Raw genomic sequence first — 20763 nt, 5'->3', positions numbered from 1 at the left:
AATGCCGAACGACCCCACGATCCGCTACGAAGCGGCCGATCCCGACGGCCTCGTGGTCGGGGAGCTCGCCGGTGAGCTCGACCTGGACCGGGCCGACGACGTGCGCGACAGCCTCGCCGCCGCGGCGGGCGTGCCGGGCTGCCGGTACCTGCGGATCGACGTGAGCGGGCTGGGCTTCATCGACTCGTACGGGCTGGGGGCGCTGGTCAGCGCCCGCAACAGCGCGGCGGCCAAGGGCGTGACGCTGACCCTGGCCGAGCCGTCGCCGCCGGTGCGCAAGGCGATCGAGGTGACCGGCCTCGGCCACGTCTTCGGGCTTTAGCCGCTTTAGTTCGAGGCCGCTCTGATCAGGGCGTTGCCGCCCAGGACCAGCACGTCGGCGACGGCGACCAGGGCCATGCTCAGGCGCAGGCGGCGCGACGCCACCTCGGGGTCGTCGCCGGTCATGCCGATCGCCGCGTAGACGATCGCCGCCAGGACCAGCGGGATGCCGCCGATGAGCAGCAGGCCCACGGTCTGGGGGGTCTTCTCCTGGGCCACCAGCAGGCTCACCATCACCATCGGCACGATGCCGAACAGGGTCACGGCGAGCACCGCGTACCAGCGCAGCTGCCGCAACGCGTCCGTCATGCCTGGCATGGTAGCCGGGGCCGTGATCAGCGCCGGGGGCGGCGGGCCATCCGTACGCCCGTGAGGGTCACCAGCGCCGCCCGCCGGCGCATGCGGCGCCGCGCGGCGGTCGGCGCCACCCGGCCCGGACCCCGATTCGACCGCGGCGACAGGTCGATCGTCTCCCGGGTGGGAGCCTCCTCGGCGATCTCCGGCTCCTCGCCGGCCACGAGCGCGAGCTCGTCGTCGTCCTCCTCGAATGCCTCTTCCTCGAACTCGTCATCCTCCTCCGCGACCGGGTCGGCGTTGCGGAGGGCGACGGCGGCGAAGAGGTTCGCGAGGGCGAACAGCGCACCCACCGCGGCGATGACCGGCGACCGCCCGAAGGACGTCACGACCAGCACACTGATCGCGACGGCGGTGGCGAGCGCGGCGCCGATGCCGCTGGGGCGGAAGTCGTAGTTGCCGCGGCCGATCGCCCGCACGGCAACCCGGGCGGACGCGGCGCCGAGCCCGGCCGCCACGACCCACCACGTGACCAGCGGCCACATCCGACTCCAGGTGCCGGTGTCGTCGTCGGCGAAAATGTAGAGCAGGAACGGCGCGCCCACCACCGCGATCACGAGGAACAGCGCGGCGTTGACGGTGAGCACGAGGGTCGCCGCCGTGACCGTGTCGATCCGCCGCGCTCCCGGGAGCTCACCGGCTTCGATCATCTCCACCATGGTGCCGCCGCCTCCCCGTGACCTTGACGGAGCACCGTAACCCATCGACGCGGGCTTTATCGAGACCCGTCTTATCGGGCGCCCTCGGGGCGGCTCAGCCACTCCGGGAACGTCATGGCGCCGATGCGCGCCTCGCCCGTCGGCACCAGCGACTTCTCCGACAGCAAACCGCCGAAGTAGGTGGCGGCCGGGTCGTCGACGACCTTGCGCGCGTCGTACGTGGCATCGAGGAACCGGCGCAGGTAGTCGCCCATCGGCAGCGACTCGGGCCCGGCCACGTCGATGATCGCGTTCGCCGGCTCGCCCACGGCCACCTCGGCGAGCGCCGCCGCCACGTCGTCGGCGGCCACCGGCTGGAACTGGCCCACCGGGGCGTGCACCGTGCCCTCGACGGTCGCGGCGTCGGCGATGGTCTCGAGGAACTCGTAGAACTGGGTGGCGCGCACGATCGTGTACGGCACGCCGGACGCCACGATGACCTCTTCCTGAGCGACTTTGGCACGCTGGTAGCCGCTGTCCGGGTTCCGGTCGGCGCCGACGATCGTGAGCGCGATGTGGTGCGCCACGCCGGCGGCCCGCTCGGCCTCGACGAGGTTGTGGCTCGAGGTCCGGAAGAAGCGCAGCACCTCGTCGTCGCCCCACACCGGCGCGTTCATCACGTCGACCACCACCTGAGCGCCGGCCAGCACGCCGGCCAGCCCTTCCCCGGTGACCGCGTCGACCCCGGTCGACCGCGACGCGGCGACCGCCTCGTGCCCCTCGCCCGTCAGCAGCCGGATCAGCTTGCGCCCGATCAGCCCGGCCCCGCCGAAAACGACGATCTTCACGACCTCACGCTCCCCCAACTCGGATATCTGATGTCCGAGACTCTACCCGGACAAGATCTATCCGAGTCAAGTAGGGTGTGACCATGAAGATGTCCGGCGGGGTCGAGTGGGCTCTGCACTGCGCGTTCGCGCTGACCGCCGCCGACCGCCCGGTCCCCGCCGCCCGCCTGGCCGAGATGCACGACGTCTCCCCCACCTACCTGGCCAAGCAGTTGCAGTCGCTTTCCCGGGCCGGCCTGATCCACTCCGTGCAGGGCCATGCCGGCGGCTACGAGCTGAGCCGCCCGCCGTCGCAGATCACGGTCCTGGATGTGGTCGAGGCGATAGACGGCCGCTCCCCGGCCTTCACCTGCACGGAAGTCCGCGCCCGCGGCCCCCTGGCCGCGTCGCCGGAGGCCTGCGAGACCCCCTGTGCCATCCACCGGGCGATGACCGCCGCCGACGACGCCTGGCGCGCCTCCCTGCGCTCGGTGACCATCGCCGACCTGGCCTCCACGGTGACGAGCGAGAACGGCCCCGGCGTCCTTGCCGGCATCCGCGGCTGGCTGAGCTCCCCCGCCTGACGCCCGGCCGCGGCACACCGAAGGGGCAGCCCGGGGGGTGTGAGAGAGACCGGGCCGCCCCTCCGGGCCCACAGCACGCCCCACGGGGGCTGGGCGCGCCGGGAGTCAACGCGCCTACATCTTGTAGGCGATGGGCGGAACGCTCAACCCGGCGCCCCCGCCGCCGATCGCAACGCTCGACCGATCCGGGGTCCGCCGGACGCAACCGCGCGGCACCCCCGCGGGCACTTGGCGTGCACCGAACGCCCCGGAATCTCTTTCGCATGCCCGGCCGACAACGCGGCTGGACAACACGGGGGAGATTGAATGTTTCGCAAGTCCGTGTACTCGCTTGCCGCTGTGCTCGCCGGTGTCGGGGCCGCCCTCGGCGGAGCCGGCCAGGCAGCCCACGCCGCGGCCGACGCGCCGGTCGCCAAGACCGCGTGCGTGACCAACGCCAAGCTGGTGCCGAGCTGCAACGTGCTGTGGGGCGCCGCCGCCGGCGGATTCACGAAACTGCCGCGTGACCACGAACTGCGCTCCTGGGAGAAGCTCTCCGGGCGCACCTCCACCATCTTCCACACGTACCACAAGGGTGACGAGAAGTTCCCCACCGCCGCCGAGATCGCGATGACCCAGGACAAGGCGCACCCGCGGGTGCTGCTGCTGAACTGGCGCGTCGAGTACGGCTTCACCTGGGCGAATGTCGCCGCCGGCAAGCTCGACAAGCGGATCGATGCCTTCGCGGCGCGCATCCGGTCGACGTACGCGGACAAGAAGTTCTTCCTGGTGCTCAACCACGAGCCCGAGGACGACGTGCGCCCCAACCACGGCTCCGGCATGACCGCGAAAGACTTCAGCGCGTCGTTCCGCCACGTCATCCAGCGGCTGCGCTCGAAGGGCGTCAGCAACATGGTCAGCGTCGTCGCCTACATGGGCAACGAGAAGTGGATGGCGCAGTCCTGGTGGAAGGACCTGTACCCCGGTGACGACGTCGTCGACTGGGTCGGCCTCGACTCGTACGTGAGCGCCGAGCGCAACTACTACCACCACGGCATGTTCGGCGACCTGCTCGACCGCCGCGCGCCCGGCGGCGTCGGCTTCTACGACTGGGCCGTCCGCAACCACAAGAGCAAGCCGATCATGGTCGCCGAATGGGGCGTCTACCACCGCGTCGGCAAGGTCACGGACAAGTCCGCCCAGTACGACAGCGTCCTGCCCGAGCTGCGCAAGCGCCCCGCCATCAAGGCGATCGTCTACTTCGACACCAAGAAGGACGCCTTCGGCGACCGCGACATCAGCATCAACAGCTCGGCGAAGAGCCTGACCACCTTCAAGAAGCTGGCCGCGAACCCGATGTTCAACGTCCAGCTCCGATAGCTCCCACGAGAACCTCACGAGCCGCCCGGCCATCCGCCGGGCGGCTCGTCCCTTTTCTGAGCGGGTGAGCTCCGCCAGCTCTCGCTCGATCGCCGCCACGCCGCCCCGCCGCCCCGCCGCCACGCAGCCTCGCCAGGCCGCCGGGGCCGCGGGGCCGCGGGGCCGCGGGGCCGCGGGGGCCGCGGGGGCCGCGGGGGCCGCGGGGGCCCCGCGCCGTGGCGAATCGCCGATAACATGCCGGCATGAAGCGCTGGGGTCTGTTCCTGTTCGCCGCCGGCATCGGCGTGATCGTCGGTGTGCAGGCCGGTGAGCCGGCGATGCTGCCGGCCCTCGTCGCCGTCGTCGCGGGGTTGCTCCTGTTTGTCGTCAGGGCGCGCTCCGGCGAACGCGACCTCGTCGGCGACGCGGCGGCAGCCCGCGCGGGCGGCGGTGCGGCGCCGCTCCCCAAGGCTTCGTTGCAGGGCCTCGGTTCCCAGGTCGAGCACATCCTGAAGATTGCCGAGGAGCAGGCCGCCGACCACATCGCCGAGGCAAAGGCCACCGCGGCTCAGATCGTCGCCCAGGCCCAGGCCCAGGCCGACGCCGAGCGCATGAAGTCGCCATGATCAGGCTCGGATGACCGAGCCTGATCTCGCACAGATCCGCGGATCAGGAGGCCGAGCAGGCCACCCCGTTGAAGCGGAAGTCGCCGGGCGCGGTGTTGGCGCCGCTGTGGGTGGCCTGGAAGCCGAACGTCGCGGTCCCGTTCGCGGCTACCGCGCCGTTCCAGGCCGCGTTGCGTACCGTCACCGCGCGGCCGGATTGGGTGTAGGTCGCGTTCCAGGCGTTGCCGATCTGCTGGTTGCCGGGGAAGGTCCACGTCAGCGCCCACGCCGAGATGGCCGGCCCGGTGTTGGTGACGGTCACGGCGGCGGTGAAGCCGGTGTTCCACCCGTTCACCTCGTACCGGACGGCGCAGGTGGCGGCACCCGGTGACGCCGTGGTGGTCGGGCTCGCTGTCGTGGTCGGGCTCGCTGTCGTGGTCGGGCTCGCTGTCGTGGTCGGGCTCGCTGTCGTGGTCGGGCTCGCGCCCGCCGGCGGGAAACGGACCACCCGGTCGTCGGCGGCGACCGGGCTGCCGCGCCCGTCGCGGTTGCTCGTGGTGACCCACAGCCAGCCGTCCGGTCCCAGCTCGACGGTTCGCAGCCGGCCGTAGGCGCCCGCGAGTTGCGCGGTCGGGGCTCCCCCGCCGTTGATCGGCACCAGCCACAGCCGGGTGCCGCGCAGGGCGGCCGCGTACAGGGTGTCGCCGACGATGGCGGCGCCGCTGGGTGAGGCCTCGGCGGTCGTCCACTGCACGATCGGGTTGCGGAACCGTGGGTCGCTGCCGGTGCCCTCCACGATGGGCCAGCCGTAGTTGCCGCCGGCCACGATCTGGTTCACCTCGTCCCAGGTGTTCTGGCCGAACTCGGTGGCGAACAGCCGGCCCTGCGCGTCCCAGGCCAGGCCCTGCACGTTGCGGTGGCCGAGGCTGTAGACCAGCGAGCCGGCGAACGGGTTGTCGGCCGGGACGCTGCCGTCGGGGCGCATCCGCAGGATCTTGCCGTTGCGGCTCTGCTGGTTCTGGGCGTTGGCGGTGTTGCCCGCGTCGCCGACGCCGGCGTAGAGCATGCCGTCCGGCCCGAAGGCGATCCGCCCGCCGTTGTGGATGCTCGCCTTGGCCAGGCCGGTCAGGACGGGTTCCACCGTCTGCGGCGAGCTGAGCCGGAACCGGACGATCCGGTTGTCGGCGGAGGCGGTGAGGTACGCGTACAGATAATTGTCTTGTGCATAGCTCGGCGACGCGGCCAGGCCGAGCAGGCCACCCTCGCCACTGGGCACCACGCCCGGCACCGTGGCCACCGGCTCGGGGGCGGCGCCGGGCCGCAGCCGCAGGATCCGGGCGGACATCCGCTCGGCGGCCAGGGCGCTGCCGTCGGGCAGGAAGGTCAGTCCCCACGGCACCTCGGTCCCGGTCGCGACCACGTCGGGCCGGGTGAAGTCGAAGCTGGGCGTCGCCGACGACGCGGGCGCGGCCGGGGCCAGAACCAGCCCCGCCGTCACCACCGCGGTGGCGCCGGCAGCGGCGAGAACGACGGATCGCCTGCTCATGTGCTACCTCCCGGGGGCGAATAGAGAGACAGCCATCAATGTAACAGCCCGAGCTTCAGCCGTTCAGATTCACCGGCAGCGCGTCGAGGCCGAAGACGATCGAGGCGCGGCGGAACGTGAGCTCGGTGGGCGGCACGGCCGGCGTCATGGCAGGGAAACGACGGACCAATGCCGGGTACGCCGTGCGCAGCTCCATCCGGGCCAGTTCCGCCCCGACGCAGCGGTGGATGCCGTAGCCGAACGCCATGTGCGACTTGGCCGGGATGCGGGCGGGGTCCATACGCTCCGGGTCGTCGCCGGTCACGTCGTCGCGGTCGGCGCCGCTCAGCGAGCAGATCACGACGTCGCCGGCGCGGATCTCGGCGTCCCCGACGCGGACGTCCTTCACCGCCACCCGGGGGAAGGCCACCTGCACCACCGTGAGGTAGCGCAGCAGCTCCTCGACCATCTGGTCGACGCCGTCGCCCTCGCGCATGCGCCCGGACATGCCGGCGTCGCTCATCAGCACCAGCGCGCCGAGCGCCAGCATGCTCGCGGATGTCTCGAGGCCGCCGGTGAGCACGCCGTCGGCCAGTCCGGCCAGCTCGCGGTCGTCGATCTCGTCGCCGTGCGAGCGGATCAGGGACCCGAGAAGGCCGTCCCCGGGATTGCGGCGCTGCTCGGTGATCAGTCCACCCAGGTAGGTGAGCGACTCGCCGATCGTGTCCAGATTCGTGTGCCCGCCCTCGGCGAGGTCGAAGCGGGCGGTGCTCAACTTCTGGAAATAATCGCGATCCGCGTACGGGACACCGAGCAGCTCGCAGATCGTGAGGGCGGGGATCGGCAGCGCGAAATCGTGCCAGAGGTCCACCGGACCGTCCATCGCCGCCATCGCGTCCAGCCGGCCGGCTACGATCGCGTCGATGCGCGGCTGGAGCCGGGCGAGGCGGCGCATGGTGAACTCGGGGGTCAGCACCTTGCGCAGCCGGCTGTGCACCGGCGGGTCGGCGAATCCGAGGCCGCCCGGGTCCTGGGCGACGCCGATGCCGATCCGCCCGGCGAACTTGCCGAAGTCGTTGCTGTAGCCGTCGATGCTGCCGAGCACCTGCCGGACCGGCTCGTAGCCGGTGACCAGCCAGGCGCGCAGCCCGAACGGCACCGACAGGCGCGCGACCGGGCGCTGCGAGCGCCATTCGGCCATCTGCGGCAACGGGTCGAGGCCCTCGCGGTGCAACGGCCAGAGGATCTTGTCGGGCAACATGGACAAGCCCGCGTACGGGCCGTTGCCGCCGGAGAACCGGCGCGCGACCAGCCCCAGCACCTGTGACCGCATCGCGGACACCATCGCCGTCATGCCCACCGGGTCCTCCACCATGTCCGCCGGATTTTCGTTCGGAGCATGATCACACGGACCTCAACAAATTCCTGTGTGACCCACGATGAAAATCCTCACTCGCCGAGGCCCCCGCCGTCGACAAATCAGGCATAGACGGTTGCGTAACGTACTGGAAGTATCGACGCATGGTAGCCGCCCATGGCTGACGTGCCGATAACCGGGCCCGGGCACGATCCGTGGACCGTGGCGTTGTTCGCCGCGCCCGACCTGCGTCCGCTCGGCTGCGGTGTGCTCGTCGACCGGCGCCGGGTGCTGACCTGCTGGCACGTCGTGAACGGCAAGGCCGATCTGTTCGTCACCTTTCCCAAGGCCGGCGTCTCCCGGGCCGTGCGGCGCGCGGTCAAGGACGTCCGCGGCAGCGCCGAGACCGACGTGGCGGTCCTCGAGCTCGACGAGCCCGCCCCGCCCGAGGCCACCCCGGCGCCGCTGCGGTCGCCGCTGCCCCGGGCGCTCAACGGCGACCAGTGGTGGGCGTTCGGCTTCCCGCACGACTCGCCGCTCGGGGCGGAGGCGCACGGCCGGGTCGGCGGCCCGCTCGCGTACGGATGGGTGGGTCTGGAAACCCGATCGAGGTACGTGGTGAGAACCGGGTTCAGCGGCTCCGGCCTGTGGTCGCGCGACTTCAACGCGATCGTCGGCCTGGTCGGGCAGGCGCGGGCCGGCGGGGCGCACGAGGGCGACGCGCAGGCCGTCACCCTGCACCAGATCGACCAGGACCTGCCCGAGGAAAAGCTGCGCGAGCTCACCGCCTGGTCGGTGGCGGCGGCCGGCGACACCGCGCTCGAGGCGTGGGGCTGGTCGCTGCGCGAGGACGTCGAGGCGGTGCGCCACTGGCGGCCGCGGGCGCGCGGCGTCTCGATCGACACCGAGGGCGGCTACCGGTTCCGCGGGCGCACCACCGCGCTCGCCGAGATCGTCGAGTGGCTGCGCCGCGCCCGGCCCGACCCGCGGGTGCTGATCGTGACCGGCTCGCCCGGCGGCGGCAAGTCGGCGGTGCTCGGCCGGATCGTCACCACCTCCGACAAGGAGGTGCGGGCGGCCCTGCCGGCCGGCGACCACAACGTGGCCGCGCCGATCGGGTCGGTCTCGTGCGCGGTGCACGTGAAGGGCAAGACGGCGCTCGACGTGGCGGTGGAGGTCGCGCGGGCGGCGTCGGTGCGCATTCCGCACACTGTGGACGAGCTGGTGCCGGTGCTGCGCGAAAGGCTGTCGCGCGACGGCGGGCGGCGGCATTTCAACCTGGTCTTCGACGCGCTCGACGAGGCGGTGAACCCGCGGCAGGCGCGGCTGGTCGTGTCGTCGCTGCTGCTGCCGATCGCGCGGCAATGCTCCCGGTACGGGGCGCAGGTCATCGTCGGGAGCCGCCGGGTCGACGACGGCGGCGAGCTGCTGCGCGCGTTCGGGCCGGGGACGCGGCTCATCGACCTCGACCGGGCGGAGTACTTCGCGCCGGAGGACCTCGAGGACTACGCGGAGGCGACGCTGGCGCTGCTCGGCGCGGAACGGCCGGGGAACCCGTACGCGAATCATGATGTCGCCGCCCCGGTGGCCCGCCGCATCGCGGCACTCGCCGACCGGAACTTTCTGATCGCGGGGTTGATCGCGCGCTCGCACGGGCTCTACGACACCGTCGCCGTCACGGCCGAAGAACTTGCGTTCACCGCGACCGTCGACGACGCGCTCGCCGCCTACCTGCAGCGGCTGCCGGCGGTCGACGGGCGGCCAGCCACCGATGTCCTGACCGCGCTCGCCTACGCCCAGGCGCCCGGGCTCTCGCCCGACCTGTGGCAGGTGGCGCTCGAGGCGCTCGGCAGCACGATCGCGCGCGAGGCGCTGATCGGTTTCGTCGGCTCGTCGGCCGCGAACTTCCTGGTCGAGACCAGCAACGAGGCCGGCACCTCGCGGTACCGCCTGTTCCACCAGGCGCTCAACGACGCGCTGTTGCGCGGGCGGGAGAGAAACGGGGCGCGACGGGAGGACGAGGCGGCGCTCGCGGCGCAGTTCGTCGGGCACGGGCGCCGGGTGGGCTGGGCGCGCACCGACGCGTACCTGTTGCGGTCCCTGCCGGCGCTGGCCGCCCGCGCCGGAATGATCGACGCGCTGCTCTGCGACGACGCTTTTCTCCTGTACGCCGACCTGCCGCGCCTCACGCAGCTGGCCGAGCAGGCCGTCTCGCCGGAGGGTCAGGCCCGGGCCCGGCTGCTGCGCCTCACCCCGCACGCGATCCGGGCCGCGCCGGCCGAACGAGCCGCCATGTTCGGCGTCACCGCCGAGCTCGAGCAGCTCGGCAACACGTTCGGCGGGTGGCGCGGCCTGCCGTACCGCATCCGGTGGGCGTCGGCGCCGAGCCGCGCCGAGCACAGCGCGCTGGAGGGACATGCCGGGGCGGTGCGGGCGATCTGCGCGGTCACCGTCAACCGGCGCGCGCTGCTCGCCACGGCCGGCGAATACCGGTACGTGCGGCTGTGGGACCCGGCGAGCGGCCAGCGCTGGGACGTGCCCGTCCGCGGCGATCCCGTCTTCGCGCTCTGCAAGGTCGTGATGGGCGGGCGCACGCTGCTCGCGGCCGGTGGGAACAGCGGAACCGTGTCGCTCATCGACCCGATCGACCGGCGCGTGGCGGGGACCCTCGCCGGCCCGGCCGTGCCCATCCGCGCGCTCACCACGGTCACCGTGGGCGAGCAGCCGCACCTCGCCGCCGGCGCCGACGACGGCATGGTCCGCACGTGGAGTCTCGCCGACGGAAAGTTGCGCAGCTACGAGGCGCACTCCGCCGGGGTCCGGGCGGTGACCACGTTCCGCAGCGGTGGCCGGCAACTGTTGCTCAGCGCCGGCGCCGACCTTCAGGTACGCGTCTGGGACCCGTCGACCGGTCAGGCGGTGAGCGCCCTCGACCTGCTCGCCCTCGCCGGCAACGTCGACAGCCTGCGCGCCGCGCGGATCATGGCGGTCAAGGGCCAGGGCGTGCTGGTCACGGCGAACGGCACGGACGCGCGGATGTGGAACCTGCGCAGCGGCGGCGCCCCCGGCCCGGTCCTCGGCGGACACAGCAAGGCGGTCCGCGACGTCGTTCCCGTCAACGTCGCCGGCCGGACCCTGGTCGCCACGTCCGCGGCCGACGGCGACGTGCGCGTCTGGGACCCGTCCGACGGCCGCTGCCTGCGGGTGTTCTCCGGCCACACCGACGTCGTGCACGCGCTCTGCACGCTGACCGTCGACGGGCACGACTTCCTCGCCTCGGCCAGCCGCGACCGCACCGCCCGCCTGTGGACGGTCTCCGGCGCCGAGGCCCGCCCCGGGCCGACCGGCCGCGGCGGGCGGGTCAGCATCGCCTGCTCCATCCGGGTCGCCAACCGCCGCCTGGTCGCCGTCGCCGACGGCGAGAGCGGGCCCGTACGCCTGCAGGACGTCGAAACCGGCGCCGAGACACACACCCTCGAAGGGGTCGCGACCTCCGTCATCGGCCTGTGCCCGGTGGCCGGCTCGCACGAGCTGCTCGCCATCGCCACCAAGCGCGGGCTGCTGGCCACCTGGGACCCGACGGTCACCCGCGGACGGCACACCCTCTACCGCCGCTTCGAGACCGTGCACGCGATCTGCACGATGCACGGCCGCGACGGCACCCCGATGGTCGCGGTGGTCGGCGACCGCCGCCTCTACTTCCACCGCCCCGGCGCCGACCGCCTGATGGCGAGGCATCGTCTGGGCGGCTTGATCCCCGACGGCGAGATCGCGTCGCACCTCGAGACGATCCACACCGTGTGCCCGGTCTCCGTCGACGGGAGCACGATGCTCGCCACGGCCGGCGACGACCCCACGGTGATGCTGTGGACCCCGGGCGGGCGGCCGGTCGCGGCGCTGAAGGGACATCGCGGCCCGGTGCGTTCCCTGGCCACGGTCGCCGCCGGCGACCGGGTGCTGCTGGCAAGCGGCAGCGACGATCAGACCGTACGGCTGTGGGAGCCGGCCACGCGGCAATGCGTAGCGTCCCTCGCCGGTCATCTCGACGGCGTCGACGCCTTGTGTCCGGTCACCGTGGACGACCGGCCGATGCTGGCCTCCGGTGGCCGCGACCGCACCGTACGCGTGTGGGATCCGGCCGGCCGGTCGCTGGTGCTGGCGATTCCGGTGCACCACCCGGTGCTGGCCTGCCTGGAGGTGTCGGGCCTGCTATTCGTGGGGCTGACCACGGGGTCGCTCGCGCTCGACCTCAACACCAGGCGCAACGAGCTCGCCCACTTCCGCGAGATCTAATCAGAGCCACGGCAGCCAGCCCGCTCAAACCAGACCCCACCTATACAGGTGTCTAGCGGCGCACCTTGAACCTCAGGTGCAGCACCCGCTCGCCCTGGATGACCACGTGCGGATCCTCCAGCAGATGCCGGCCGTGGACGCTGCCGAAGTAGCGTTTCCCCGATCCGAACACCACCGGCGCGACGTCCATCGCCACCTCGTCCACCAGGCCCGCCGCGAGGATCTGGCCGCCCACCTCGCCGGCGTTTGACCGCGATGTCGCGGTCCGCCGAGGTTGACGAACAGGTGCGCCGACGGCATCGGCGGGACGTTCATCCGCCGGTGGCGCGGCATTCCGGTCAGGCAGTAGATGTCGTCGATGAACAGGTCGAGCGGCGGGGCGGGCACCCGGCCGACGTATTCCATGGGCCCATTCTGTCCTCAGCGGGTCGCCGTACGTCGGGCGTGCCGCTTGGCCCGGGCCATCCGCCACAGGAACGCAGGCGTCGGCGGGACCCAGCCGAGCTGGGTGGCCATGCCGAGGTCGTCGCGGTTGGCCCAGTGCTCGGCGACCTGCCCGTCCGCGATGCGGAACCAGTGGGTCTGCGTGATCGCGAACGTGCGGCCGGTCGGCGGGACGGCCTGGGCCACTTCGCCATGCTCGTCGTAGGCCACGAACGGCCCGACGTGGCGCCCCGACATCGTGCAGTGCACGGCGATCAGGTCGCCGCCGGCCACCGTGTCGTGGACCTCGAAGCTCAGGTCCGCGAACGCGGCTCGGAGCCAGCGGGCGGTGGCCGCGAACGCGGCCGGTCCCTGGCCCCGGCAGGCCGGCGGCTCGTCCTTCGCCTCACGGTTGACCGCTTGCGGGTGGACCACCTCGGTCAGATCGTCGAGGTCACCGGAGGCCATGATCGTCATGGAGCGAATGCAGGCGTCGGTGTCGATGGTGTGCATGATGCCTCCTCGAGAGATATCAGATACAGTTGAACAGCATTCAATACTGTTGGACGGTACTCAATGACTCGTCGCGTATACGACAACACCCGCCGCGCCGAGCAGGCGCGACTCACCCGCCGCCGCGTCCTCGACGCCGCCCGCGATCTGCTCGTCGAACGCGGCCCGGCGGCGGCCACCATGCGCGACGTGGCCGCGCATGCAAGCGTCTCGGTCGAGACGGTCTACAAGCTGTTCCGCACCAAGGCGGCACTGATCAAAGACGTGTACGACGTCACCCTCGCCGGCGACGACGAGCCGATCCCGATGATCGACCGTCCCGAGATCCAGGCGGTGCTCGCCGCGACCGGCCCCCGCGACAAGCTCGCCCGCTACGCCTTCGCCGCCCGCCTGATCGGCGAACGCGTGGGGCCGCTGCTCGCCAGGCTGCTCGCCGGCGCCCGCGGTGGCGACCCCGAGTTGTCGCAGTTCCGCGAGACCATCAACCAGGAGCGGATGGCCGGCGCCGGCGGGGTCGTGCGCCACCTCGCCGACACCGGTGGCCTGCGCGCCGGCGTCGACCCCGGCCGGGCGACCGACATCGTCTGGACGCTGATCTCGCCCGAGGTCTACGAGCTGCTCGTGAGCGACCGGGGCTGGTCACCCGACGAGTACGAGCGGTGGCTGGCCCAAGCGTTGACCGACGCTCTCGCCGCGAGCTGAGCCGCAAGCTGAGCAGATGCCGTGTCCTTGGGCGAGTCCGGGCGCGCGGGATTCTCGCGGCAACGGGGTGGGTGATCGAACGCCCTCGCGCGCATGGTGGGATGCACGCACTTTCAAGAGGGCGAGCAATGGCGCAGAACTGGACAGTCGTGCCGTTCGAGGTACCGGCGGACGCCGCCGAGGCGGAACGGATTCAAGAGTCCTTGCGGGAGCGGCTGCTGCTTCCGCAGGACCACATGCCGACGCCGGCGACCGTCACCGGCGTGGACATCTCGTACGCCGTGGGCAGCCGCCGGGCGGTGGCCGCCGCGGTCACGGTGGACGTGCAGAACCTCTGGGTGCGCGAGGCTGCCACGGCCGAGGGTGACATCAGTTTCCCGTACGTGCCGGGCTTGCTGGCCTTTCGCGAGCTGCCCCTGTTGCTGGAGGCCCTCGGCCGCCTCGAGCACCGGCCGCAGCTGCTCGTCTGCGACGGGTACGGCGTCGCCCACCCGCGACGTTTCGGCCTCGCCAGCCATCTCGGGGTGCTGTTCGACCTGCCGGCCTTCGGGATCGCGAAGACGCTGTACCTGGGCAGTCACACCGAGCCCGGCCCGCGCCGCGGCGAGTGGTCGCCGCTGACCGACGGGGACGAGGTGCTCGGCCGGGCGGTGCGTACCCAGACCGAGGTCAACCCGGTGTACGTCTCGGTGGGGCACCGGATCAGCCTGGCCGACGCCACCGACCTGGCGATCGCGCTGAGCTCACACTTCCGGATCCCGGAGCCGACCCGCCAGGCCGACATCGTCTCGCGGCAGGTGTTGCGCGACAGCTGGCGCGGCATGATCTGAAATATCGCATGACCGCACGGCGGCGAACCCGCACACTTTTCGCGTGCACTCCCCGATCACGGTGACCCCGGCCCAGCTGCCCGGCCTGCTGCTGCACGTAGCGGTCGTGCGGCCGGTTTTCGTGTGGGGTGCGCCCGGCATCGGCAAGAGCACGCTGGTCCGCGACTTCGCGGCGTCGCTGGGCCTCGAGTGCGTGACGCTGGTCGGCACGCAGCTGGCCGCCGAGGACCTGATCGGCGTGCCCGAGCTGCGCGACGGTCGCAGCCGGTTCGCGCCGCCCGAGTCGATCGCCCGCGACGAGCCGTACTGCCTTTTCCTCGACGAGCTCAACTCGTCGAGCGCCGACGTGCAGAAGGCGTTCTACTCGCTGATCCTCGACCGGCGCATCGGCGCCTACGAGCTGCCGGCCGGGTCGATCGTGATCGGCGCGGGCAACCGGTCCAGCGACAACGCGCTCGCCCGACCGATGGCGTCGGCGCTGGTGAACCGGCTCGTCCACGTGCACCTGCGCGCTACGCACGCCGACTGGCACGCGTGGGCGTCGGAGGCCGGCATCCACCCGTGGATCATGTCCTAGTCCGAGCGCCCCGACCACCTGTGGGCGCAGCCGCCGAAGACCGAGGAAACTTTCTCCACGCCGCGCAGCTGGCACATGCTCTCCGACGCGATGCGCTCGTGCGGCGATGCCCTCGGCGACGACACGCTGGGCGTGCTCGCGGCGGGAACCCTGAGCCCGGCGCACGCGAGCGCATTCTGCGGTTACGCGAAAGTCGTCCGCCACCGGTTCGGCCTCGACGCGATCCTGCGCGGCGACGCCGGCTGGCCGGCCGCGTCGGAAGACCGCGACCTGCTGTACTTCCTGGCCGAAACCTTCCGCGCCCGCCTGCGGAAAGACCTGCCGGCCGCGAAAGACAAGGCGCCGGCGTCGGTGCGGCATTTCGCGCACCGGGCGAAAGCGCTGCTGGTCGAGCTTTCCGAGCTGTCGCTGGAATGCGGCCGCCTGGTGATAGCCGCCGACGAGGACGGCGCGCCGGCACTGCCCGCCTGGTTCCTGGTCGAGGTGAGCCGCGATCTGCCCCGGCTGGTGGCCGCGCGCGCATGAGCCGCCGGAAGGAGCAGCAGAAAGACCCGAACACGCTCGCTTTCGAGGCCGCGTGGCGATCCCTCGCGCCCCACCCGATGTTCGCCGAGATGACCACCGGCTCCTGGCGCCGCCCGGTTGCCACCGCCGACCTGACCGGAAAGTCGGCCCTCGTCACGGTCGACGCTTCCGGGGCGATCCGGGCTGACAAGGCGCGCAAGCTCGACGCCGAGGAGTGGATCTGGGCGATCGCGCATTGCCTGCTCCACCTCGGTTTCGGCCACCTCGACGAAACCGCCGGGCGCGATCGCGCGTACCAGGAGGTCGCCTGCCTCGCCGTCGCGCGCTTCCAGCGGGCGGTGAAGGTCGGCCGCGAGCCCATCGCCCTCCCCCGCGAGCTGCCCGCCACCGACGAGACCCAGTTGCTGCGCGCCTGGCGGCGCGACGGGGTGCCGGCCGAGTGCTTCGGTCTCGCCGATCTCCGGTACGGCGGGGAGCACGGCGCCCGTACGCAGCAGGACCCGCAGTGGCAGCAGCGGTTCGCCGTCGGCCTCTCGGCGGCAGCGGTCGCCGCGGTGGAGGTCGCGGGCGGCGCCCGTACGTCGATGACCGCATCCGGAAGCCGGCGGCGTCCCTGGCAGCTGGCCCTCAGCTGGTTCGTCGGGTCGTACCCGCTGCTCGGCGCCCTCGCCGCGCGGTTCACCCTCGTCGCCGACGCCGGCCTGGCGCGCGACTGGGACATCGCGATCGCCGCCGTCTCGGCCGAGGCCGGCGAGATCTACGTCAACCCGCTGCGAAACCTCGACGAGGCCGAGTGGCGTTTCGTCCTCGCGCACGAAATGTTGCATGCGGCGCTGCGGCACGGCGACCGGGCCGGCTGGCGCGACCGCGAGCTGTGGAACGTGGCCTGCGACTACGTGGTGAACGGCTGGCTGGTCGAGATGGGCGTCGGCGTGCTGCCGGACGGCCTGCTGCACGATCCCTCGCTGGCCGGCATGTCCGCCGAGGACGTGTACGACCGGATCGCCACCGACCTGCGCCGGGCGCGAAAGTTGCTCACCTCGCGCGGCGACATTCTCGGCGAGCCGCTGCCTTGGCGCGGGCCGCGCTCGGGTGCCATCGACCTCGACGAGTACTGCCGGCGTGCGCTGCTGACCGGCTACGCCTACCACCTGAGCAGCGGGCGTGGCCTGCTCCCGGCCGGGCTGGCCGCCGAGATCAAGGTGCTCGAGCAGCCGCCGCTGCCGTGGGACGTGCGGCTGGCTCGCTGGTTCGACGAGCACGTGCCCGCGCCTACGCCGATCCGCAGCTACGCCCGGCCCTCCCGCCGGCAGGCGTCTACACCGGACATTCCCCGCCCGGGGCGGCACCTGCCGGAGGAGGTCGTACGGCGGTGCACGTTCGGCGTCGTCGTGGACACATCCGGCTCGATGAACCACGAGCTGATGGGCAAGGCGCTCGGCGCGATCGCGTCGTACTCGCGAGCCAGGGACGTGCCGGCCGCGCGCGTGGTGTTCTGCGACGCGGCGGCCTACGACGCCGGATATCTGCCGGTCGACGACATCGCCGGGCGGGTGCGGGTGCGCGGCCGGGGCGGCACCGTCCTGCAGCCGGCGATCTCGCTGCTGGAGCGGGCCTCCGATTTCCCGCCGACGGCCCCGATCCTCGTCATCACCCACGGCGAGTGCGACGTCCTGCGGGTGCGCCGCACCCACGCCTACCTGACGCCGCGCGGCGCCCGGCTGCCGTTCACCCCGCGCGGTTCCGTTTTCGAGCTCCGCTGAATCACCACGGCACCGGGCCGTCGTCGTCGAAGAAGGCGCCGGTCGGGCCGTCGTCCGGGATCGTCGCGAGGTGGATCGCGATCTGCGCGCCCTGCTGCGGAGTGCGCACCCCGCGGTGTCCGTTCAGGTCGGTCGCGCAGAAGCCCGGGCAGCCGGCGTTGATCAGGATGTTCGTGTCGCGCAGTTCCTTCGCGTACTGGATGGTGACCGCGTTGAGGAAGCTCTTCGACGGTGCGTAGGCGGCCGAGATCGGCCCGGTCTCGCCGCCGGGCGTGCTCTGCCGGGCCAGCGACCCGACGGTGCTCGACATGTTCACGATCCTCGGCTTCGCCGACCGGCGCAGCAGGGGAAGCAGCGCGTTGGTGACGCGGATGACCCCGATGACGTTGGTCTCCACGACGGTCCGCACGATCGCCGGGTCGACGAGCGTGGGTTCCTGGGGCCGGCCGCCGGTGATCCCGGCGTTGTTGACCAGCACGTCGAGCCCGCCGCGCTCCTCCAGCAGCCGGGCGGCCGCCGCCACGCTCGCGTCGTCGGTCACGTCGAGCGGCACGCCGAACGCGTCCACGCCCGCGGCCCGCAGTTTCGCGACGGCCTCCTCCCGGCGCGCGTCGTCCCGGGCGCCGACACCCACGCGCCAGCCGAGCGCGCCCAGGCCGGCCGCGATCTCGTACCCGATTCCCTTGTTCGCGCCGGTGACCAGCGCGATCGTCGTCGTTTCGCTCATGACCCGATCCTGTCCGCCATGCCGCGAGGCCTCCAACACCGTGTGGGTAAGCGGCGATACCGGGCGGGTATCGCCGCGGCGATGCGCTCCGCCACCATCCCGGCGGTGCGCTCCGCCACCATCCCGGCGGGACGCGATACCGGGCGGGTATCGGTAGCGTGGACGGGGTGGAAACGCGGGAGCTGCGATATTTCGTCGCCGTCGCCGAGGAGCTGCACTTCGGCCGGGCGGCGGTGCGGCTCGGCATCGCGCAGCCGCCGCTGTCCCGGGCGATCGCGCTGCTGGAGCGCCGGATCGGAGTTTCGCTACTGGAACGAAACAGCCGCGGCGTCACGCTGACCGAGGCGGGCGCCGTGCTGCTGCGCGAGGGCCGGGCCGCGCTGGACGCGGTGGAGGCCGCCGAGCGCCGCACCCGCCGGGCCGTGCCCGGCAAGCCCGGGCTCGTGCTGGTCACCAAGGCGGGCGCGGCCGGCGAGCTGCTGGCGAAACTTCTCGACGCGTACGCGGCCGAGCCCGGCGCCGTCGACGTCGAGGTGCTGCTGTCCGGGGTCGGCGAGCAGGAGCGCCTGCTGCGCGACGGCCGCGCCGACGTGGCGCTGCTGCATCTTCCGTTCGACTCGACCGCCGGCTTCGACATCGAGGAACTGACGACCGAGAGCCAGGTGGCGGTGCTGCCGGCCGGCCACCCGCTCACCACCCGCGCCGGCCTGCGGATGGCGGACGTGGCCGCGCTCCCGGGCCTGCCGCTGCCCCGCTGGCCCGGCGCGGACGGCGCCTACCCGAGCGGGCCGGGCCCCGAGGTGCACGACAGCACGCAGTTGCTCCAGCTCATCGCGCTGGGCCGGGCGTCGGCGGTGCTGCCCGAGTCGTGCCGGCCGCAGCTGGGCCACGGCCTCGCGGCGGTGCCGATCGTCGACGCGCCGCAGGTCACGACGGTGATCGCGTGGCCACCGCACAGCCGCTCGCTGGCCCTGGCGGGCCTGGTCCGCGCCGCGACGCGCCTCTAGGCCGGCCCACCGCCCGAGCAGCAGAGGCCGGCATCGAGTGCGACGCCACAGCCCCGCGAAATGGGCCGGGTCGTACGGCCGGAACCCGCCCTACCACCCGGCCGCCCGGCGAGCTGATGACCGGAACGCCGTTCGGCGCCGCCGTCAGCGGGGCGCGGGGAGGGCGACCGCGTTCTGGTCGCCGTAGGCGGTGAAGAACTTGTCGCGGAACTCGTCCATCCGCCAGACCGGGGTGTCGGCCTTCGGGCGCAGGCCGTCGGCCCAGCTCCAGTCGGCGATGCGCTCGAGGGCGGACTTGTCGTGGGCGATGATCGTGATGGGGATGTCGTGGCTGGCGCCGGCGCCGCTGACGATCGACATCGGCTGGTGGTCGCCGAACATGATCAGGACCAGGTTCTTGTCGCCGTACTTCTGCACCCAGGAGATGAGGCTGTCGACGGAGTAGGCGATCGACTTCGCGTACTGGACCTGCGTGCGCTCCGACGAGTTCCACAGCGTCGTGCGTTTCTCGGCGCCCTTCACCATCGGGGCGTAGATGCTGCCGTCGCCGACCTGGTCCCAGTCGACCATCTGCGGGATCGGGGTCCACGGCTCGTGACTGGAGGTCAGGGTGATCTCGGCCATCAGCGGGCCCTGCTTCTTCGAGTACACGTTTTGCTGGAATGCGGAAAGCGTGTACTGGTCGGGCATCCGGGACCAGCCGAATCGAGGGCCCCGGTAGCCGAGGTTCCGCGAGTCGTAGACGGTGTCGTAGCCGTAGAACGACGCCTCCGGCCAGGCCACCGTGTTGCCCGGCTCCATGCCGACGGTCTGCCATCCGGCGTTGTGGAAGGCGCTGGTCAGCGTGATCCGGTTGCTGGCGGTGAGCTGCCCGTACCGCTGCTGGCTGGTGATCCACAACCCGCTCTGGAAACTTGCGTGCGCGAGCCAGCTGCCGCCGCCGAAGGTCGAGGAGGTCAGCCAGCCGGATTTCGCGGAGAAACCGGCGGCCGAAAGTTTCTTCTCATCGGCGTCGATCGTCGGGGAAACTATCGCGTTCATCCCGGGGTCGGTGAGGACCGAGCGGCCGTAACTTTCCACGACGCCGATCACCACGTCCTTGCCGGCCAGGCTGCTGACGAGATCCTGGGGGGCGACGTTGCGGTAGGGATCGTGCTCCGACGCGTACGCGAACTGCCGTTGATCCTTGATCGCGGCCGGCACCTGGGTCACCGTCGTCTTGAGCAGGTCGGCGGCCGTGTCGGAGGCAACCGGGGCGTTGGGGAACCAGGTGAGCCCGCTGATCGCGAGAGCGATCCACACTGCGCTCAGCCCGACGAGCGTGCGTCGCGCCGGCCCCGGAAAGCGCATGGTCAGCCGGGTGAGGCGCAGCACCGCGAGCGTGCACACCAACAGCGCGAGCAGCGACAGCACGACGGCCCCGACGGCGGCCGCGATCGCCTTGCCGCGGCCGTCGGTCTCGGTGAGCGCGTTGTACCCGTCCTGGAACAGCGGCCAGTCGAGCACCGGGTTGAACCGCCGGCCGAGCACGATCCGGAAGCCCATGTTGACGACTTTCAGGATCACCACGAAACCGAGCCCGATGCCGAACAGCGTCGCGACCGGCTTCCGCCATTTCGGCGACAGCGCGAGCAGCACCGCCGCCCCGATGATCACCTCGATCGGGAGCCGCAGGAACGCCGCCTCGAGGAAAGTTCCGTTCTTCGGTTTTGCGACGGCATCGGGTACGACCAGCGCCACGTACACGAGGACCGCGGCCAGGACGGTGAGCACCGCGCCGGAGATGGTGCGGATTCGGCGGAGCAGCAAAATTTTCGTCCCTCGCAGCGCTCGGTGAACAACCCGGTCACCGTT

General features: G+C 72.0%; 17 protein-coding genes and 3 pseudogenes. 10 read left to right on the top strand and 10 right to left on the bottom strand.

Annotation, left to right across the window (positions count from 1 at the left end):
* Position 1: 1 nt before the first annotated feature.
* Positions 2-322, top strand: a complete 321-nt coding sequence (locus ACIA5D_RS17190) for an STAS domain-containing protein (protein WP_396030901.1) — start codon at positions 2-4, stop codon at positions 320-322.
* A gap of 5 nt (positions 323-327) precedes the next feature.
* Here ACIA5D_RS17190 and ACIA5D_RS17185 read toward each other — a convergent pair whose 3' ends face one another.
* From ACIA5D_RS17185 to ACIA5D_RS17175, 3 genes are all read right to left on the bottom strand, one after another.
* Positions 328-630 (bottom strand): hypothetical protein, encoded by a 303-nt coding sequence (locus ACIA5D_RS17185; RefSeq protein ID WP_396030900.1) that lies wholly within the window; start codon positions 628-630, stop codon positions 328-330.
* A gap of 26 nt (positions 631-656) precedes the next feature.
* The gene (locus tag ACIA5D_RS17180) at positions 657-1325 is read right to left on the bottom strand and encodes a hypothetical protein (protein ID WP_396030899.1); all 669 of its coding nucleotides are present in this window, start codon (positions 1323-1325) and stop codon (positions 657-659) included.
* Between the two features lie 80 nt (positions 1326-1405).
* A complete protein-coding gene (locus ACIA5D_RS17175) occupies positions 1406-2161 on the bottom strand; it encodes an SDR family oxidoreductase (RefSeq protein ID WP_396030898.1) in 756 nt (251 codons plus the stop codon).
* An 83-nt stretch (positions 2162-2244) separates the two neighbouring features.
* Between ACIA5D_RS17175 and ACIA5D_RS17170 the strand changes: the two genes are divergently transcribed.
* From ACIA5D_RS17170 to ACIA5D_RS17160, 3 genes are all read left to right on the top strand, one after another.
* Positions 2245-2724, top strand: a complete 480-nt coding sequence (locus ACIA5D_RS17170; RefSeq protein WP_396030897.1) for an RrF2 family transcriptional regulator — start codon at positions 2245-2247, stop codon at positions 2722-2724.
* Between the two features lie 306 nt (positions 2725-3030).
* Complete coding sequence (locus ACIA5D_RS17165; protein WP_396030896.1) at positions 3031-4083, top strand: glycoside hydrolase family 26 protein; 1053 nt, start codon at positions 3031-3033, stop codon at positions 4081-4083.
* A gap of 242 nt (positions 4084-4325) precedes the next feature.
* Entirely contained in the window at positions 4326-4688 is a 363-nt protein-coding gene (locus ACIA5D_RS17160) for a hypothetical protein (protein WP_396030895.1), read from the top strand.
* 43 nt (positions 4689-4731) lie between these two features.
* Here the strand turns inward: ACIA5D_RS17160 and ACIA5D_RS17155 are convergent, their stop codons facing one another.
* The 3 genes and pseudogenes from ACIA5D_RS17155 to ACIA5D_RS17145 all read right to left on the bottom strand — a co-directional run bounded on the left by ACIA5D_RS17155 (position 4732) and on the right by ACIA5D_RS17145 (position 7567).
* Positions 4732-5175 (bottom strand): cellulose binding domain-containing protein, encoded by a 444-nt coding sequence (locus ACIA5D_RS17155; RefSeq protein ID WP_396031006.1) that lies wholly within the window; start codon positions 5173-5175, stop codon positions 4732-4734.
* Positions 5155-6213, bottom strand: a pseudogene (locus tag ACIA5D_RS17150) (PQQ-dependent sugar dehydrogenase); the annotation flags it as partial. The gene ACIA5D_RS17155 and the pseudogene ACIA5D_RS17150, both read right to left, overlap by 21 nt.
* Positions 6214-6268: 55 nt before the next feature.
* Positions 6269-7567 (bottom strand): cytochrome P450, encoded by a 1299-nt coding sequence (locus ACIA5D_RS17145; RefSeq protein WP_396030894.1) that lies wholly within the window; start codon positions 7565-7567, stop codon positions 6269-6271.
* 159 nt (positions 7568-7726) lie between these two features.
* Here ACIA5D_RS17145 and ACIA5D_RS17140 point away from each other — a divergent pair, with 159 nt between their 5' ends.
* Positions 7727-11842, top strand: coding sequence for a trypsin-like peptidase domain-containing protein (locus ACIA5D_RS17140; protein ID WP_396030893.1), 4116 nt, complete (start codon positions 7727-7729; stop codon positions 11840-11842).
* 52 nt (positions 11843-11894) lie between these two features.
* On the opposite strand, the pseudogene ACIA5D_RS17135 reads toward ACIA5D_RS17140, so the two are convergent.
* Positions 11895-12086 (bottom strand): annotated as a pseudogene (locus tag ACIA5D_RS17135) (dihydrofolate reductase); the annotation flags it as partial.
* Positions 12087-12262: 176 nt separating this feature from the next.
* Positions 12263-12778 (bottom strand): ester cyclase, encoded by a 516-nt coding sequence (locus ACIA5D_RS17130; RefSeq protein ID WP_396030892.1) that lies wholly within the window; start codon positions 12776-12778, stop codon positions 12263-12265.
* Between the two features lie 63 nt (positions 12779-12841).
* Here ACIA5D_RS17130 and ACIA5D_RS17125 point away from each other — a divergent pair, with 63 nt between their 5' ends.
* The 4 genes and pseudogenes from ACIA5D_RS17125 to ACIA5D_RS17110 all read left to right on the top strand — a co-directional run bounded on the left by ACIA5D_RS17125 (position 12842) and on the right by ACIA5D_RS17110 (position 17175).
* The gene (locus ACIA5D_RS17125; RefSeq protein ID WP_396030891.1) at positions 12842-13480 is read left to right on the top strand and encodes a TetR/AcrR family transcriptional regulator; all 639 of its coding nucleotides are present in this window, start codon (positions 12842-12844) and stop codon (positions 13478-13480) included.
* A gap of 128 nt (positions 13481-13608) precedes the next feature.
* Positions 13609-14310, top strand: a complete 702-nt coding sequence (locus tag ACIA5D_RS17120) for an endonuclease V (RefSeq protein WP_396030890.1) — start codon at positions 13609-13611, stop codon at positions 14308-14310.
* A gap of 61 nt (positions 14311-14371) precedes the next feature.
* A pseudogene (locus tag ACIA5D_RS17115) lies at positions 14372-15412 on the top strand (ATP-binding protein).
* Positions 15409-17175 carry a hypothetical protein gene (locus ACIA5D_RS17110; RefSeq protein ID WP_396030889.1) on the top strand — a complete coding sequence of 589 codons (1767 nt, stop codon included), beginning with the start codon at positions 15409-15411 and terminating at the stop codon, positions 17173-17175. Before ACIA5D_RS17115 ends, ACIA5D_RS17110 begins: the two are co-directional and overlap by 4 nt.
* Position 17176: 1 nt before the next feature.
* On the opposite strand, the gene ACIA5D_RS17105 is transcribed toward ACIA5D_RS17110, so the two are convergent.
* Positions 17177-17902 (bottom strand): SDR family oxidoreductase, encoded by a 726-nt coding sequence (locus ACIA5D_RS17105; RefSeq protein WP_396030888.1) that lies wholly within the window; start codon positions 17900-17902, stop codon positions 17177-17179.
* Between the two features lie 167 nt (positions 17903-18069).
* Here ACIA5D_RS17105 and ACIA5D_RS17100 point away from each other — a divergent pair, with 167 nt between their 5' ends.
* A complete protein-coding gene (locus tag ACIA5D_RS17100) occupies positions 18070-18909 on the top strand; it encodes a LysR family transcriptional regulator (protein WP_396030887.1) in 840 nt (279 codons plus the stop codon).
* A gap of 144 nt (positions 18910-19053) precedes the next feature.
* Here ACIA5D_RS17100 and ACIA5D_RS17095 read toward each other — a convergent pair whose 3' ends face one another.
* Positions 19054-20718 carry a sulfatase-like hydrolase/transferase gene (locus ACIA5D_RS17095; RefSeq protein ID WP_396030886.1) on the bottom strand — a complete coding sequence of 555 codons (1665 nt, stop codon included), beginning with the start codon at positions 20716-20718 and terminating at the stop codon, positions 19054-19056.
* Positions 20719-20763: the final 45 nt, after the last annotated feature.

Source organism: Actinoplanes sp. NPDC051513 (assembly GCF_044454685.1).
Taxonomy (GTDB): Bacteria; Actinomycetota; Actinomycetes; order Mycobacteriales; family Micromonosporaceae; genus Actinoplanes.
Note: the sequence above shows the minus strand (reverse complement) of the source record. Positions and strands in the feature narration are given on the sequence as shown.